13 protein-coding genes and 1 tRNA gene are annotated in these 15,583 nt (G+C 61.0%); 3 read left to right on the forward strand and 11 right to left on the reverse strand.

The annotated features are described in order from the left end of the window. Nucleotides 1-50: 50 nt before the first annotated feature. From rpmA to ACOFKT_RS00465, 4 genes are all read right to left on the reverse strand, one after another. A complete protein-coding gene (gene rpmA, locus ACOFKT_RS00450; RefSeq protein ID WP_419805484.1) occupies nucleotides 51-311 on the reverse strand; it encodes a 50S ribosomal protein L27 in 261 nt (86 codons plus the stop codon). Between the two features lie 88 nt (nucleotides 312-399). Beyond that, nucleotides 400-732: a 50S ribosomal protein L21 gene (gene rplU, locus ACOFKT_RS00455; protein WP_419805485.1), complete on the reverse strand. Its 333-nt coding sequence runs from the start codon at nucleotides 730-732 to the stop codon at nucleotides 400-402. Between the two features lie 305 nt (nucleotides 733-1,037). Next, entirely contained in the window at nucleotides 1,038-1,478 is a 441-nt protein-coding gene (gene msrB, locus ACOFKT_RS00460) for a peptide-methionine (R)-S-oxide reductase MsrB (protein ID WP_419805486.1), read from the reverse strand. Between the two features lie 65 nt (nucleotides 1,479-1,543). After that, nucleotides 1,544-1,939: a Rid family detoxifying hydrolase gene (locus tag ACOFKT_RS00465; RefSeq protein ID WP_419805487.1), complete on the reverse strand. Its 396-nt coding sequence runs from the start codon at nucleotides 1,937-1,939 to the stop codon at nucleotides 1,544-1,546. Nucleotides 1,940-2,171: 232 nt separating this feature from the next. On the opposite strand from ACOFKT_RS00465, the gene ACOFKT_RS00470 reads away from it, so the two are divergent. Both ACOFKT_RS00470 and ACOFKT_RS00475 read left to right on the forward strand, forming a co-directional pair. Continuing rightward, a complete protein-coding gene (locus tag ACOFKT_RS00470) occupies nucleotides 2,172-3,869 on the forward strand; it encodes a hypothetical protein (protein WP_419805488.1) in 1,698 nt (565 codons plus the stop codon). A 182-nt stretch (nucleotides 3,870-4,051) separates the two neighbouring features. Then, nucleotides 4,052-4,128, forward strand: a tRNA-Pro gene (locus tag ACOFKT_RS00475). A gap of 180 nt (nucleotides 4,129-4,308) precedes the next feature. On the opposite strand, the gene ACOFKT_RS00480 is transcribed toward ACOFKT_RS00475, so the two are convergent. From ACOFKT_RS00480 to ACOFKT_RS00510, 7 genes are all read right to left on the reverse strand, one after another. Next, nucleotides 4,309-4,980, reverse strand: a complete 672-nt coding sequence (locus tag ACOFKT_RS00480) for a class II aldolase/adducin family protein (protein WP_419805489.1) — start codon at nucleotides 4,978-4,980, stop codon at nucleotides 4,309-4,311. Next, entirely contained in the window at nucleotides 4,977-6,044 is a 1,068-nt protein-coding gene (locus tag ACOFKT_RS00485; RefSeq protein WP_419805490.1) for a radical SAM protein, read from the reverse strand. The genes ACOFKT_RS00480 and ACOFKT_RS00485 overlap by 4 nt, the downstream gene beginning before the upstream one ends. A 627-nt stretch (nucleotides 6,045-6,671) precedes the next feature. After that, entirely contained in the window at nucleotides 6,672-7,328 is a 657-nt protein-coding gene (locus tag ACOFKT_RS00490; RefSeq protein WP_419805491.1) for a YsnF/AvaK domain-containing protein, read from the reverse strand. 69 nt (nucleotides 7,329-7,397) lie between these two features. Then, nucleotides 7,398-8,342, reverse strand: a complete 945-nt coding sequence (locus ACOFKT_RS00495; protein WP_419805492.1) for a YsnF/AvaK domain-containing protein — start codon at nucleotides 8,340-8,342, stop codon at nucleotides 7,398-7,400. Between the two features lie 18 nt (nucleotides 8,343-8,360). Beyond that, complete coding sequence (locus tag ACOFKT_RS00500) at nucleotides 8,361-8,891, reverse strand: OmpA family protein (protein WP_419805493.1); 531 nt, start codon at nucleotides 8,889-8,891, stop codon at nucleotides 8,361-8,363. Nucleotides 8,892-8,903: 12 nt separating this feature from the next. Beyond that, nucleotides 8,904-9,662 carry a YsnF/AvaK domain-containing protein gene (locus ACOFKT_RS00505; RefSeq protein WP_419805494.1) on the reverse strand — a complete coding sequence of 253 codons (759 nt, stop codon included), beginning with the start codon at nucleotides 9,660-9,662 and terminating at the stop codon, nucleotides 8,904-8,906. Between the two features lie 223 nt (nucleotides 9,663-9,885). Beyond that, a complete protein-coding gene (locus tag ACOFKT_RS00510; protein WP_419805495.1) occupies nucleotides 9,886-11,277 on the reverse strand; it encodes a DNA polymerase in 1,392 nt (463 codons plus the stop codon). Between the two features lie 372 nt (nucleotides 11,278-11,649). Here ACOFKT_RS00510 and ACOFKT_RS00515 point away from each other — a divergent pair, with 372 nt between their 5' ends. Continuing rightward, complete coding sequence (locus tag ACOFKT_RS00515; protein ID WP_419805496.1) at nucleotides 11,650-15,330, forward strand: carboxypeptidase regulatory-like domain-containing protein; 3,681 nt, start codon at nucleotides 11,650-11,652, stop codon at nucleotides 15,328-15,330. Nucleotides 15,331-15,583: the final 253 nt, after the last annotated feature.

The following is a 15,583-nucleotide window of genomic DNA, read 5'->3' on the forward strand; positions in this document are numbered from 1 at the left end:
GAAAATGCCCTGCCGAAGCAGGGCATTTCTATTGCAACAAACGTCGTTAATTAAGCCGCAACCGGTTCCACGGAAGCAAACCGCCCATGATTGCCGCGATCCGAAAACTTGACCCGGCCGCCCACCTTCGCGAACAGGGTGTCATCCTTGCCGCGTCCCACGTTCAAGCCGGCCTTGATCGGTGTGCCGCGCTGTCGCACGATAATGGTTCCACCGGTCACGAGTTCACCCGCGAATGTTTTTACGCCCAACCGCTGTGCATTGGAGTCGCGGCCATTGGAAGAGCTTCCGCCGCCTTTTTTATGTGCCATGTGTTCTCTCGCTCTCAGGCGGCCAATGGCCGCGAATCCATGCCGGCAGCGCCGGCCTTTCTCACGGACCGGCGAACGCCAGTCCAAATTACTTGTTCTCGGCCTTAAAGCTCTTGCCGTTCACCAAGATTTCGTTGATGCGAACCTCGACAAATCCCTGCCGGTGCCCCTGCATCTTTTTGTACTGCTTTTTGCGCTTGAAGTGAAAGACCAGGATTTTGTCGCCGCGGCCTTCGCCCACGACCTCGGCCAGCACCTTGGCGCCGCCCAGCTCCTGCTCAAAGCTGCCGGCCTCGCCGCTCACCGCCAGCACGTCGGAAAACTCCACCTTGCCGTCTTCATGAGCCAGCGTCTCCACCCGTACTGTCTCGCCGGGAGCTACGCGGTACTGCTTTCCACCTGTCCGAATCACTGCGTACATTGCTTCCAATCCTCCGCGCGCTCGCCATCTCTGGGCGGCGCGTTGCTGGAACAGACCCTCACTCGGGCCTGGCTCCGCTGAAACCTGTCCGTGAGGAGCACCCGGGCGTCCGATTGCGCCCGCTCCGGGTCGCTACCGGACGGCCGCGCTGGGAGAACTCACCCGCACACCCGCCCGTTCCGCTCAACCCTCGAAGCATACCCGGAATCCGCACAAAGGTCAATCTCCGTCGCTTCCGCATCCAAGCGCTAAGTGCCGAGAGAGCTTGAGTCGGCTCCCTCGTGCACCTGGGTTTCTCAGACCGCTTACTTCGATCCGCCCTCGACACCCTCGAAATTCAGCGAAGCCGAGTTGATGCAATACCGCATGCCCGTCGGACGCGGCCCGTCCGGGAACACATGCCCCAGGTGCGATCCGCAGTTGTTGCAAACTACCTCCACACGCCGCATGCCGTAGCTGTTGTCCTCGATCGCCTTCACCGCAGTCGGCGACACCGGCTCATAAAAGCTCGGCCAGCCCGACCCGGACTCAAACTTGTGGTCGCTCTTGAACAGCGGGGCATTGCACGCACCGCAGTGGTACAGGCCGTCCGCATGGTTCTCATACAGCTTGCCGGTGAACGCCCGTTCCGTACCCTTGCCACGTAACACTGCGAACTGCTCCGGCGTCAGGAGTTCGCGCCACTCCGCGTCGGTCTTCTGCACTTCGTAACCGGTTCCCGCCTTAGATTCCGTTGCATTTGCCATCACTTCCACCTCACTTAATTAGATGGAATTTAAGCGTTCGCGTTGCGAGTGGGTCTCCCGCGTCGCTAACTGAATCGCGCGACCGCTTCGATCTCGACCCGCGCATCCCGTGGCAACCGCGCCACCTGCACAGTGGATCGCGCCGGCATCACGTCCGCTCCCGCAAACGCTTCGGCATAGATGGCGTTTACTGCGGCAAAGTCATTCATGTCCGCCAGAAACACAGTGGTCTTGACCACGTCCGCCATCGTCAACCCCGCCGCCGCGACCACCGCCGCCAGGTTCCGCAGCACCTGGCGCACCTCGGCCTCCACGCCGCCGCTCACCAGAGCGCCGCTCGCGGGGTCGAAACCGACCTGGCCTGAAGTGAACAGCAGATCTCCCGACCGCACCGCCTGGCTGTACGGTCCGATCGCGGCAGGAGCGTTCTGAGTAGCAATGGCGGCTTTGTCGTTGGGCATATTCCGATACTAGCTCTCTCCCGACCGTCGTTAACCCCGGCGCGCCCAAGTAACAACCCGGATACCAACCCATTCGTGGTATCGGCCTCGGCCACCCTTCTGATGTACCTTGACGACGCTCAGGCGAGTACACCGGATCCCCCGCGGCCGCAGCAGCGCACTGCAACCCGCCCGGTCACACTTGCGCCACACAGCGCCACGGTTCGCAGTCCCTTTGGAGGAACTTCGTCGCATGCAACTCCGGTCCTGGAAATCGCTCCTCACGGCTACCGTGGCCGCGCTGCTGCCCTCACTCCTCGCTGTGCCCGCGTTCGTTCCGCTGCCCGCGGCCGCCCAGGCCACCGCCAGCAACCCAAACAACTGGCCCTTCTCGCGCGTCGATATTTTCGCCGGTTACAGCTATCTCAAACCCGTCCACGCCAATGTCGGCACCGCGAATGAAGCGCAGCCCATCACCACGGGCGCGGCCGTCAGCGTCGCCGGCTACTTCAACAACTTTCTCGGTGCGGAGCTCCAAGGCACGTACCACCCCAGCGGCCCCAACGACTGCGTCACGACCGTCCAGGGCGGCCTCATCGCCCGCTACCAGGTCAGCCGCCTCGTTCCCTTCGTCCACGCCCTGGGCGGCGGCGCCAGAACCGGCGGACCCGACGCGCAGCCCTGCGGCACCTGGGGCCACGGCTACACCGCAGGCCTCGGCTTCGACTACATTCTTCATTCGTTCCACGACCACCTCGCCGTGCGACCCATCGAGGCTGACTACAACTACAACCACGTCGATTACGGCCCGTTTGTGCCGCCTGGGAACACCAGCGGCGGCCTGCTGAAGATGAACGCCTACTCGCTCTCCGCGGGTCTGGTCGTTCGCTTCGGAGACACCGGCGGCAGCAGAGGCACGAACTATGGCGCCGCGCTTGCCTGTACCGCGAACCCCGGCGTGGTGAACGCGGGCGATCCGGTGACGATTACGTCGAGCAACACCGGCCTGGACGCGAAGAAGCGCACAACCTACACCTGGACCACGACCGGGGGCAAGCTTTCCGGCTCCGGGGAAACGGTGCAGGTGGCGACGGAGGGTCTTGCGCCGGGCACCTACAGTGTGAACGGCCGCGTGATGCAGGGTGGCAGGGCGTACCAGCAAGCCACCTGCAGGGCCGAGTTTGAGGTCAGCGGATCCGGAACCACGGGCACCATGATTCCAGCGACGAAAGCCGCCGTGGGTGCAAGCGGCGCACCTCCGACGATCTCGTGCGCGGCGCTGCCCTCCACCATCCGCCCCGGCGATAGTACGACCATCACGTCCACGGCCAGCAGCCCCGGTGATCGCCCGCTCACGTACAGCTACTCGACTTCAGCGGGCCAGATTACCGGGCAAGGCGCGAGCGCGATGCTGAACAGCGGCGGCGCGGCGCCCGGTGACATTGTGGTTACTTGCAGTGTGGCCAGCGACACGGGCCAGACCGCCAGCGCAACGACGATTGTGCAGGTGGTGTCCGCTCCGGCCCCGCCCGCGCCGTCCACGCGTTCGCTTTGCTCGATCGGGTTCGAGCGCGACAAGCGCCGTCCCGTCCGCGTTGACAACGAGGCCAAGGGCTGCCTGGACGACATCGCTCTGACGATGCAACGCGAGGGCGACAGCGAACTCGTCATGATCGGCAACAACGCCACCGGCGAAAGCGCCGACATGGCCGCCGAGCGTGCGGCAAACGCCAAGCTTTACCTGACGCGCGAGAAGGGCATCGATCCTGGCCGCATCACGTTGCGGACAGGCCAAGCCGGCGACCGGAGCGTGAACAGCACGCTGATTCCTGCGGGCGCGACGTTTGACGACACGATGTCCGTGGCCGTGAACGAGGGCGTGGTGCAGCATAGCGGCGAGGCTTATGGTGTGCCTCGCACCAAAACAACGCGGCGCACCCGGCGGCGGTAGACGTGAATCAAGGCGGGAACTTGGGAACACCACGACGAACGCCTGTAACGGCGAGCGCAGGTGTTCTCGCCGCTCGCCCTTTGCTACACTAAGCGGGTTGGCCTTCGCGACCTACCACGCGACTTTGCCGCCAACATGGTTTCAAGCGGCGCATGGCGCAGCGCGGGCCATTGCAACACCGTCGGGGAGTGGCTCAGCCTGGTAGAGCACCTGGTTCGGGACCAGGGGGTCGGAGGTTCGAATCCTCTCTCCCCGACCATTTCTTCTCTTCATCAACATCTGAGCCCGTTTGCCCAAGGTCGCTTCGCTTTAAGCTCCAGGGCGATCGCTTGCGCTTACACGCGGCTTCGTTGCGGAGCGTGGCGCGTCATTCAGCTGCTCCGCTCCGCCTCGAAATCTTCTCTGCTGACGCAACCTCCGTATAAGGCTGCTGCACTGCTCACTCCCGTCCGGCTGCATCCAGGTACCTGTTCCGGGCAGCCCTCAGCTGCTGCACCTGCTCCGGATGTAACGGACGAGGTCTCCCAAGTTGGTGCGCCACCAGTGCAACCTGGGCGATGTGCTCGACCGTTTCCATGTTCAGAAGAGCTTCTGTAAGGGTCTTGCCGTATGTAACGACCCCGTGATTTTCCAGCAAAATCGCATCGTGCCCGCAGAGGAACGGAGCGAGACTGGTGGCTACGTCGCTCGTTCCAGTTGTGGCATAAGGAGCAAGAGGCACAGGTCCCACCGTCATCACCGATTCCTGACATAGCAACTCATCCAGTGCACAGCTGGAGCACGCAAAAGCGGTCGATATGGGAGGATGAGCATGAACGACAGCACGGACGTCAGCCCTGTTCTGGTAAATCGTCAGGTGCATACCAAGCTCGCTCGTCACGCCGCGTGTTCCTTCGAGCAAGTTGCCCTGAAGATCGACGATGACCAGGTCGGACGCTTTCAGGAGCCCTTTACAGACTCCTGTCGGTGTTACCAGAATGCGGGCCTCATCGATCATCGCGGAAAGATTGCCCGCAGTACCCGGCATAAATCCACGTTGAGAAAGCCGCCGGCTGTAGCGGACGATCTCCCGGCGGCATACCAGTTCCCGGTCCGACGCGGTCATATTCATGCCTTGCTCCCCTTGCGGGCTTTGCTCCTGGCCTCCGCCTGCAAGATTTGGAACAGTGCGGGTTCCGGTGGGGGCGCCTTCTTTTGCGCAATCTTCTGCTTGAGAGATCTCCATTTCTTGCCGAACCGGTCTGATGCCATGAAGAGGTGGCCCGCAGTCAGCTTTCCGATGACTCTGTGGTGCCCTACCGCGGCAAGTCCCATGGATGCGATGCACCCGCATTGAGCGCAGTCGGGATCACCACCGAACTGGCATGGAGTGATCTTGGTCTTCAGATCGGCGGAGATGGTTTCCGTAGTTCTGGCAAAGATGCACTCCGCGGGACTGCTCGGCGGATGAGCGATTTCGTCGATCACGATGTCGTGCATATCGAGCTTCGGGAACATGGGCCGAAGGCGGCGCAGATCTTCCATCACCATCAATCGCTGTTCCGGGGACAGTATCTCTGGGTCGCTGGCGCCACGTTGCGGAGTAAAGAGGCTGAACCAGATCTTCCGGATCGCCGGGTTGGCGCTCCAAAAGGCGAGGAATTCTTCCAGGTAGCCCTGCCGCGAAGCAATCTGTGCCGTGATCGTCGAATGGATCGTCACCTTCGACCCGGCTATGTTTTTCAAGATGCGTTCGTAGGTTGCGGGCTTGCGCCGCTCGTCGTGTTCAGGTTGCAGCCCATCGATTGACACGACTACATTGAGCCGTTCGTATTTCTGCCAGTCAGCCGGGATCGTCCGGAAGGCGCTGGTCACCACCTGTGTGTGGATGCGACGTGCCTCAATCTGCGGGATCAATTGCTCCAGCTCGCGATAGCGAACGAAGGGATCGCCTCCCACCAGGGAAACGTGCAATGGTTTGTGCTCGTCGAGCAGCGCCAAAATCTTCTGGACCAGTTCGTCGCCTTTGAAGTCTGAAAGCTGCCGAAGCGACGTGGTACTTCCAAGATGAGCTTCGTCGAAGGCGTAGCAGCCTGGACAACGCAAAGGGCATTCTTTCGTGATCTCAATCGAGAGCGATGGGGCGCGACCTGACAGAATCGTTGTCCAGGCTTGCAGCACTTCAGTTGTTTGCATTCTTTATCCCGCAACGACACGCGCATAGACGTTCGTTTTCAAAGGTCTGGTGTACAGATTGACCAGGGCCAATCGAGGCAAGTCCCAAAGCGAGATATCAGATTTGAAGTGGCAACCGGTACTTGCCAAGCGCGGTACTGGGAAGCGTCAGGCCGCGGGTTGGTGCAATCAGACCAACGTGCATTCGAATCAAAGCTTTCGCTCGAAGGAACAAACTCAGCCAGATTCTCGCGCTCATCATAAGCTGCCGGTTCTGTTTGCCGAGCTGTAGCAGGAGCAATACTAGGCAGAAGCCAGTCAGAACGGCCAGCAGGACTAACTCGAAGTCCGGTGCTCCATGCGAGAACTCGTCAGGATTCCAAAAGTACTCTGTCCACGGCATGACCACGATCAACAGAAGCGTGCAGGACAGAAGAATACTGCTGAGAGCCTCGTACGCACGAGGCAGAGCTCCTCGCGACTCCGGCGATGCATGCAGACGACTGGGCAATGCGTCACACTTCCTGCATCGATTCTACGCCGCCCGTCCGGTACAGCCTTCATGTATCCGGCGCGCAGATAAGAAGAGGCGCGAAACGCTCGCCCAGAGTTCTTCCTTGCACAAACCGGAGGAAGCGTGCGGCGTGTCTAGCTGGTGACAGTGGGATCGTTGGGGTTACGGGTGATCTCCACGTGCTCGCGGCGCAGGGTGACGGTCTGCTGGTCGCGGCGCTCGGTGTCGCGCCGGGTGACACGGATCTCTTCGCGTAGGATGAGCTGCTTGGTAACGATGGCCTGCTCCTCAACCACGGGGTAAATGGTGGTGTCGCCTTCCTGGCGTGTTCCTGGAGCCGCGTCGATGGGCTGATTGAGCACCACGCGTTCGATGTCGTAGGTGCGAACGGCAAGTGGTTCGTCCAGCGCGGTCTGATAGGTCTGGACGGTCTTGTCGAGTCGTACCGTCCCGGTGGAAAGCGTGCGGGTCGTCACGTGCAGCTCTTCCTGCATCACGGGGATCACGGTGCGGCCCGGCTCCGTGGCTGCGCGGCCTGCGGTGCCGGTATACGACGCGTCCGTTGCGTCTGCCGGTGCGTCGCTGGCGGACAGAGCGGCAATTCGCTGTCTCTCCTGCAGCAGAGCAGTGGGCAATCGCAGGACGGTGCCGTCTTCGAGTTGAAGCTCGGTGAGCGGAGCCGTGGGATCGAGCCGGCCGGAGGTGCGAAGAACGTTGACCGAAGCCGCCTGGCCGGGCGTGACGTTTGCGAGGAACGGTGCGGTGTTGCGATCTGGATCCGGCGTGAACATGGGCCTCGCTTGAACGATGCAGTGGAAGCGGAGAAAGGCCGGCGGTCAGGCCGGCCTTCCCCTCTGTTGTTAGTACTTGTTGGTGGTATCGGTGCGGAGATCGGAGCCGGGAATCTGTTCGACTTCAACCTCGGTGCGGCGCACGGAGTCGTTAATGGCTTCGGTACGCTCGGTTGCGTTCTTGCCGACCAGCACTTCTTCAACTACGCGCGAGGTCTTGCCGACCACGGCTTCTTCGCCGGTCGCGCGCAGTTCGATGGTGCGGCCGGAAACGAAGTCGTCCGCCGTTGCAGCTCGGTCAACGGCACGGCGCTCGACCAGGACGTTCTCCTCGCGCAGGTTTACGTCAGTGCTGACGGGCGTCTCGACCACGTGGGAGTAGACGCGAACGCCGCCGCGGTCCACTTCGCGCTTGCCAACAACCAGGTTTTCTTCGATGACAGGAATGGCCTGCTCGCCAGTGGTGCCGGTGCGCGAGGCGTCGTAACCGGTGGAACCGGTAGTTGCGTCATACCCGCTGTCGCGCGTGGTGGTGTAGTCGCCGCCGGTGCCGGTGTTGTAGCCAGTGCCGATGACGCCGGTACCCGCCGCGCCGGTGGATAAATCCTGGGTGCCAGTCGTGTAGCCGCCGGTGTTGCTGCCGGTGTCGCCATAGCCCCGGCTGCCGGAAGTAGAGCCGGTGTCGCCCTCGATGTTCCGGGCGCCGTTCTCACGAAGCATATCGGCGACGTCGGAAGCCTGATCATCATCGGTCTTGACGGTCAGTAGAGCGCCGCCCTGGTTGACGCCGTTGGCGTAGTGCGAGTGAGCATCGTCATCGCCACCGGTCAAGTTCTTAAAAAAATGGCTGATCTTCTCGCCGACACCAGCACCCTCGCCAGCGCCATAGTGCTCGGCGTGGTCGTTGGCGGCGATGCGGATGTCGCCGCTGCTAATTCCGTTGGAAACAAGCTGCTGCTGGACGGCCTGGGCCGCGGAGGTGCTGGAAAAAAGTCCGACTACTGTCTTCGACATGAGAATCTCCTATTGCATTTACTGCTGTTGTGAGAAGAGTTCGACGCGGCGGTTATCTGCCTTGCCTGCATCGGTCGCGTTGGTATCGATGGGGTTGCTCTTACCGAAGCCTTCGCCGGTAAGGCGGTTGCCGTCGACGCCCTTGGACTTGAGGTAATCCGCAACAGCCTGGGCACGCTTCTGCGACAGGGTAAAATTGTGCGGATCGGCGCCGGTCGAATCGGTGTAGCCCTCCATGCGAAGGTGCACGTTGGGGTTGTTCTTCATGGTCTCGGCAGCGCGGTCGAGCGTTGCCTGGTCCTCTGTGGTGAGGGTGGCCTGGTCGGTCGCGAACTTGACCTGACCGAGATCAGGGAAGCCGTTGGCCGCAGCTGCCGCTGGTTGGGGCGCTGCCGTTGCGCTGGGGGTGACCGGAACCGCGGGTTGTGCATGCGGACGCAGCAAGAACCAGCCAAGCAGCGCGAGCAGCAAGAGAAGAGGCAGGAGCCATGCCCAGATGGGCAGGCCTTTTTTATTTTTTTCTTCGTAAACTTTTACGCGATCAGCCATGTTTCCTCCGGGCTAGTAGGTGCTTGTCGTCTTGCCGGCGGTAGCACCCGTGCCGGGAAGTTCGTCGATTTCGACTTCGGTGTGGCGGACGGTGTCGCGCACGGTCTCTGTGTGTTCCGTGGCGTTTTTGCTGAGGATGACCTCTTCGACGACGCGTGCGTCTTTGGCGACGACGGCTTCTTCCGCGGTCTCCGTCAACTCAATAGAACGCTCCTGAAAGGCGCGATCGGCATCGGTAACGGCGCGATCGGTCGGAATGCGGTCGACGTTCACGTGCTCTTCGCGAAGCTGAATCGATTCTTCAACCGGAATCTCCACAACGCGCTGGTACAGGCGCACGCCACCCTGGTCGACGGTCCGCTTGCCGACAACAAGGTCTTCCTCGACGATGGGAATGGCACCTTCACTCGCTGCGGGTACGGCGGCGGCCAGAGGTGCCGGTTCGCGGAGACCGGTTTCTGCTTCGTCAATCTTTTCGGCGCGGTGCTGCCCAAAGACAGACTCGACTTTGGAGACGTGATCCGAGATGGAAGAAACTGCGACGACGATGCCGCCTCTGCGAAGGCCTTCTTTCAGGCGGTCGTAGTCACGGTCGGGCATGCCGAGCGAGCTGAGTTCAGATTTGTCCAGGGCGTCGACACCGGAGCCGTCGCCACCAATGGTGGAAATAGCAGATTCGGTAATGCCAGCATTTCGCAGGTCGCGAACTGCTGCCTGGGCCTGATCTTCATGATGGAAGAGGCACACCAGGGTGGTGAGGTCATCCTGCATAGTTTGTCCTTTTTCGGGAGTGCAGTGTCGTCCGACCAGGGGAGAGGAGCTGCGGTCTAAGACACGGGTATGGGAGATCGCCTTCGGTTCGATACCTGCAGCAACGTGCCCCGCTTGTTGAGAGCGAACGGAGTGGGGGCAAGTTGGGTCGCGGTGACTGGAATTCTGAAATGGCGCGATATGTCCTGTATCAAGCAATCGCGGTTCCGTGGCTGGGTCGTGACTACATGTAATCGACGCCGTACTGAACAGGAATCTGTGTAAACGCGATGCGAGTGGGAGCGGAGTCGCGAGCGGGGAGCATGCCTGCGAAATGCACGGTAGTATGGCCGTGTTTCAGGTTCAGGCGGTCCAGGGCGCGCGAAAGCTCGTTGCGTGCGTTGGTGTCGCGGAAAAGATCGGGCTGTTGGGCGCGTTCGTCTGTCAGGCGGTTCAGGGTGACGCCGACGAAAAAGGGGCGGCCCGTTCCGGCCCTGGTGGGCTGCTGCTGCCAGAGTTCGCGGAGCGCTTCCAGCAGAGAAAGTGTGTCCTGTGTGGCGGGAAAGCGGGCTTCCATGCCCCAGTTGTGGTGCTGTATGCCGGAGTGATGCTGCCGCAGCTTTCGATTGCTCTCCGCAGGGACTGAAACTGTTTCGCTGGTATACGAGTGGGTTCCCGGCTCGGGTAAAGAATCGCTGCCCCCATTCACGCGGGTGACCTGATAGCGAATGGTGAGGGAGAGGGTGCCGGCGCAGAAGTGTTCCATGCGGAGGCGCATGGCAGCCTTGTGCAGCAGCTTGTGGGCGACGGCCCAGGCGCCTTCGGGCGTGCGGTGCTCGGGGGCGAGCACGTGGGAGTGGCCCAGCGACTGCTGCGTTTCGCGGGGAACTGGCGCACCGTCATCACCGGTGCTGTGCCCGCGCAGCCAGTGATAGAGCCGGTCGCCCCAAACGGAGTTCCAGAGCGTGTGCATCTCCGCGCGTGAAAGTGCAAGCAGCTGGGGCATGGTGGTGATGCCCTTCTGGTTCAGCATGAGCTCGGTCCGCGCGCCGACGCCGGGCAGGTCGCGCAACTCAAGCGGTTCCAGCGAGCGCGGGAGCTGTGACGGCAGAAGGCCGATCAGGCCGTCAGGCTTTTGCATATCGCTGGCGATCTTGGCGAGGTAGCGGTTCGGCGCCATGCCGATGGAGCAGCGCAGGGTGTCGCCGACGTCGTCGCGAATCGCCTGCTTGATCGCGAAGGCGATCTCGCGCGCGCGGGGCGGGTCCTGCTCGCGGCCGATGAGCTGGCAGGTGACCTCGTCGATGGAGGGGACGTGCGCGACGGGGCAGCAGCGTTCGACGGCGGCGTGGATGCGGTGCGAGAACTCGGCGTAGGTCGTATGGTCGCCCTGGACCAGCAGGATTTCCGGGCAGATCTGCTTCATGTCGCCGACGCGGGTGCCGGTCTTGATGCCGAGTGCCTTGGCCTCATAGGAGGCGGCGATGGCGACCGTGGTATCGGCAAACGTCGGCACGACGGCGAGGGGCCGATTGCGGTATTCGGGATGAAGTTGCTGCTCGACCGAGGCGAAGAAACTGTTCAGGTCGACGTGCAGGAAGCCGAAGAAGTCGTGTTGAGGCGGCAGGAGGTCCACGGCGGCGGTCCGGGTGAGGCGTGCAAGGCGGCTTGGGCGCGGGCGGGTTGTGGCCGCTAACGCGCTGCATTCATTCTATGGGCCGGGTCTTCTGTGCCGGTCCTTCTGCGTGAACGGAGCGGGATTGCACTCCCGTCACCCGCGATTACGGGAATGCACGCTACAGACGTACTGGTGTGCTTCCTGGTTTCAAACTATTTCAGTTCCATGCTTGACAGCAATTGACACATGCGGCAATGTTGGAGGAACACCTACATTTCAGCCGTGTGAATGCGCCCAAGGCACCTGATGACTTGAGTGGCCTGGAGCGTTTTGCACCCAAGTACCGCGATGTACCCTGCCGCGCAGGGACTTTTTGGAGGCAGTACGAAGATGAGGCAGTTTGTTCTTGCGGTATCGCTCGCCACCGCTGCAGTTACAGCCCCGGCAGCATTCTACGGCCAGGCTGTTTCGGTCAACGGCGGTTCAATCCAGGGCACCATTACAGACCCGTCCGGGGCAATCGTGCCGAACGCCGAAATCGAGTTGCGGAGCGTAGACCAAGGCACGACGCGTACCCTGCACACGGACGGCGCGGGCTATTACGTGATTGGACCACTAAACCCGGGCGACTACAAGCTACTGATTACAGCACCGGGTTTTCAGCGCACCGAGGTCACGACGCGCATTCTGACGGGAACCGCAACTCCTGGCAATTTCAAGCTGACAGTGGGGCAGTCGACAGAGACCGTCGAAGTGAGCACGGGTGCGGTCCAGGTCAACACGGACCAGCCGGGCGTGTCGGACGTGATCACGCGCGAACAAATTGCGGCACTGCCGGTGAACGGGCGTAACTTTTTGGATTTGGCCCAGATCGAGCCGGGCGTGCAACTGCAGAACGGGACTGTGTTCGACCCGACCAAGGCGGGTTACACCGGTATTTCCGTGAATGGCGTGTCCGGACGCACAACCCGCATTATCCTGGACGGCTCGGACATTACGGATGAGTACGTAGGCACCACGATCGTGGTGGCGTCCCAAGGCTCGGTGAATGAGTTCCAACTCAACCGGTCGACCCAGGACGTGAGTGGCGAAGTTACCTCGCAAGGACAGGTGTTGGTATCAACCCGTTCGGGCACGAACACACTGCACGGGCAGGGTTTTTACAACTTTCAGGATCAGCGTGCGTTGTATGCCAATCCGAACAGCACGCCAAATGCGGCGGGCGTAAAAGTTCCGCCGATATTTCAGCGGAACCAGTACGGTGTGAGCATCGGCGGTCCGGTGATCAAGGACAAGCTGTTCTTCTTCACAAATGGCGAGCGCACGCAGCAGGCAAGCGGCGCGCCGAACAACCTCGGCTCACTGTTTTCGAACACTGCTTTTTCGCAAGCGAACCCGACGGTGAATGCTCCATACAAAGCTACCTACAGCGTGGGACGATTGGACTACACGGGACCGTTTGGCGGGCACTACTTCGCGCGCGGCCTTTATACCTATGATTCGACCATTACCGGGACCAACTATTCGGTGTACGCAAACCGTGACAACACGTACGGACTGGCATTCGGCGCTGACTTCAGCAGTGGCCGGCTGACGCATTCGTTCCGCGGTGGGTACGAGAAATTTCACAACCTGATCGGCGATGCCACACAGAACGGCGTGTACAACCCGCTCGGCAATGTTGCGGTCCGCTTCACCGCGCAGAATTTGGCGTTTGGACCGAATGTGAACGCACCCCAGGCGACCTATCAGTCCGATAAACAGCTCCGTTACGACGGCTCCTACACGCGCGGCGCGCACAACATCCGCTTCGGTGGATCGATGAACCGCGTCCTGGGTGGCGGCGCAGCAGCTTTTTACAGGCTGGCACCGCGTATCACGGAGTCGGCAGCTTCGTTGCTTGGCGGCGTCGTGACAGCGAACAACCCGCAGGCACTGGGTTGCGGCGGCGTTGTGGGCGCGGCGGCATGTCCGTCTGATCCGATTAACGGGTACAACAGTACGGGCGGCATCACGTTCAGCAACGGTTTTGGCGGTGCAACGGAGCAGCCCGGCTTTGACCAGCCAGTTGGTGGTATCAGGTCGTGGCGCGCTGCTGGTTACGTGACGGACGGCTGGAAGGTCACACCGAACTTCACGTTCGTTGCCGGTCTGCGCTGGTCCATGGACACGAACCGGCAAAACAACGACCTGAATCCCGTCACCTGCGGCGACCTGTTTGCGAACGTCGCATATGTGTGCAACGGGCTGTCCTCGACCACAGCGATCAGTTCACTTTTCTCTCCAGAGCTCACCGGGCGCGTTCGTCAGAACTACGGAAACTTCTCGCCGCAGATAGGCATAAATTATGCGCCGGGTAATCACAAGACGGTCTTTCGTGCGGGGGTTGGGATTTTTTACGAGAGCGCAGTCTTCAACAACCTGACGAACGCTCGCGGTCCGTTGGTGCGCCAAGCCTTCGGCTACAGTACAGTAGCTAACGCCTGCAGCGCCTTTAGTGTGACCTACGCGGACGGTACCGTCAGTAACGCGTCTCCCGATGGAACGAGGCTTCAAACGCTTTGTCAGAACCAGACCATTGGTCAGGCGGCGAAGCAGTTTGCGGCTCTGTCGAAGGCGTACCAGAGCAACGCCTCGAACAATCCGGCTTTAAATGCGAGTTATGCGGGTGCACGCGTCAATTTGAGCGGTACGTTCGGTCAGCAGTACAAGCAGCCTTACTCCGAGCAGTGGAACTTCGGTATTCAGCGTGAACTGTTCCCCGGAGCCGTGATCAGCGCGGATTACATCCACAATGCAGCACTCAAGATTGGTCAGACGACGGACCTGAATCGTCTTGGCGCGGCCCGCACCTTCAATCAGGCGAACGCCGTGTCTGCGATCAATCGTGTTCCTGGAATCATTGTCGTCGTGGGTGGCGTGAATACGACGCCATATGCAACGTGCGCGAACAGCAACCCTCAAGCAGTGGTGGCTTGTGCCATCTCGCGTGGTGCAAGCATCACCACGTTCTCAGGAGTGGGCTTGGATTCTGGCGCCAACTACACCTCTGGCAACAACTACACGTACGCAGGCCGGACGACCCCGGCGGCGTTCCCAGGGCTGAACCCGAATCTGGGGTCCGGTAGCTTCATACGCCCAACGGGCCGGTCGGGATACGACGCATTGCAAGTGGTGTATCGCCAGAGCAAGCGGAACCCGATCAAGTTCGTCGATAGCGGGAATGTGCAGATCTCTTACAACCTATCTCGTGTCGTGTCCAGCTTGAATTCGACCGGCGGTGGTGGTGGTGGTGACGAATTCTTTAGCTCGGCGGCGTACGACAACGACAACCCGACGCGGTACGTGGGCCGAAACACGCTAGACCGCAAGCACCAGGTCTCGTTCGGCGGTTCCTTCACCTTTAAATATGGTCCGCAGATCGGCATCATCGGGCACTTCTTCTCGGCGCAGCCCGCAAACCTGACGCTGGACGCGGGCCTGGCCAGCGGCAACATCTTCCAGAGCGACATCACGGGAGATGGAACCACAGGTGACATCGCTCCGGGTACGAACCCGGGCGACTACATGCATCGTGTGAAGGGTGACAGCGTCGCTGGATACATTAGTAACTTCAATGGGACGTACGCAGGACGACCGACACCCGCAGGTCAGGCGCTGATCAACTCAAACCTGTTCACGCTGGGGCAGTTGCAAACGTTGAAGGGCGTGATTCAGCCGATTGCACAAGTTCCTGGAGGTGGTGCCTCCAACAACCCAGCATTCCGCTCCGTCGACATAAACGTGTCATACCCTTTCCGCTTGAGCAAGCTGCGCGAGGGTTTGAGCCTTGAGCCCTCCATTGCCTTCTATAACGTCGGCAACTTCAGCAACTTCTCGAATTTCTCGGGTGTGCTGCAGAACACGACGACCGCGGGTGGAGCAGTGAACAGCGGCGCAGCGGGACAGGGATACATCACAGGAACGAACAGCTTTCCAGTGCTGGCATCCAAGCGGTTGTTGCGGGGTGCGGGCACCTTTTCGCAGGGTGCGCCGCGGCAGGCGGAGTTCGGGTTAAAGCTGAACTTTTAAACGTCAATTTACGTGCACCTGAAAGGCCCGCATCTTCGGATCCGGGCCTTTTCATTTCGTGTCGGTACGCCCCTTGTCTGGAGCAGGCGTGAGCAGTTCATGGAGCAGGAAGACGCAAGTTGATGTGGGATTGCGGCTGAGCTTTGCGTCGTGACCTTGAGAGGCTGAACTGTGTTGAGGCGATCTGCCTCGCGATCGCGAGATGGATTAGCCTGCTTGCGTGGGTGTGACTAAATCCCTCAAGCAAAGGCTC

The sequence above is a fragment of the Terriglobus sp. genome (genome assembly GCF_965201105.1).
GTDB lineage: Bacteria > Acidobacteriota > Terriglobia > Terriglobales > Acidobacteriaceae > Terriglobus.